Source organism: Micromonospora echinofusca, from assembly GCF_017614955.1.
Classification (GTDB): Bacteria; Actinomycetota; Actinomycetes; order Mycobacteriales; family Micromonosporaceae; genus Micromonospora; species Micromonospora echinofusca_A.
Genome location: NZ_WVUH01000668.1, coordinates 1 through 1,118 on the forward strand (window position 1 = coordinate 1; position 1,118 = coordinate 1,118).

1 protein-coding gene and 1 pseudogene are annotated in these 1,118 nt (G+C 70.4%); one reads left to right on the top strand and one right to left on the bottom strand.

Annotation, left to right across the window (positions count from 1 at the left end; genetic code table 11):
• Window positions 1-332 (top strand): annotated as a pseudogene (locus tag GSF22_RS33750) (asparaginase); the annotation flags it as partial.
• On the opposite strand, the gene GSF22_RS33755 reads toward GSF22_RS33750, so the two are convergent.
• Complete coding sequence (locus GSF22_RS33755) at window positions 246-995, bottom strand: GNAT family N-acetyltransferase (protein WP_307804521.1); 750 nt, start codon at window positions 993-995, stop codon at window positions 246-248. The pseudogene GSF22_RS33750 and the gene GSF22_RS33755 overlap by 87 nt on opposite strands.
• Window positions 996-1,118 lie beyond the last annotated feature (123 nt).

Genomic DNA, 1,118 nt, shown 5'->3' on the forward strand with positions numbered 1-1,118 from the left:
ACCCCGACATGCCCCCCGCCCTGCTCACCTGCGTCGTCGACGCCGGAGCACGCGGCATCGTCCTGGAGGGCACCGGCGTCGGCAACGTACCCGTCGACCTCTTCACCACCATCGACGAACTGACCGGCTGGGACATCCCCGTCGTGGTGGCCTCCCGCTGCCACACCACCGACACACCACCGAACGACCTGCCGGGAGCCTTCGGACTGGCCACCACCGTCGGCGCGATCAGCGCCCGGGGCCTGTCACCGACCAAAGCCCGGATCGCCCTGATGGTCGCCCTCGGCGGTGGGGGAGTCACCGCCGCACGCGACTGGTTCGACCGGCTCTGACCGGCACACCGCACCCGCGTCCTGCCGCGCCCACCACCCGGCGCGGGTCACCGCGTACTCCATCTCACCGAACTCCGACCCCGCGATCGCCTCCGGCCACCGCTGGTGGAAGGTACGCACATACCGCAGACCGGCCTTCTCCATCACCCGCCGCGACGCCACGTTGACCGCCATCGTCTCCGCGTACACCCGGTCCACCCCCAGCTCGGTGAACCCCTTGCGGAGCAACGCCCGACACCCCTCCGTGGCGTACCCGTTGCCCCACACCGCCCGACGCAGCCGGTAACCCAGCTCGATCCCGTGACGGTCTGGCGCCCCGGCCGGACCGCCACCCGGATGCGGCCGCAGGTGGAACCAGCCCAGGAAACCACCACGACGATCCACCGCCGCCCAGTACCCGAAGTCGTCACCCCGGTCGTAGTACCCCAACAGGTACGGCAGCACCTCGTCCCGCATCCGCTGCCGGGGTGTGGACCGCCCGCCGGTCAGGTACCGCATCACCTCCGGGTCGCCGTCCAACGCGACCAGGTCCTCCAGGTCCGCGCCGGTGAACCGGCGCAACACCAGCCGGTCCGTCCGTAGGTACTCCCGCACCGGCCCATCATCGACGCCGACCACGCCCGGCCGCCACACCGATTCCACCGCGGTGGCCGGAACCCCCACCACAATTCCTTACGGCGTAAGGTAACGTGGCGCCGACAACAACTTACGCCGTAAGGAAACCATCCCGCCGGACCACGGAGCACCCCATGCCCACCGTCACCCTGCCCGACAACACCACCATCA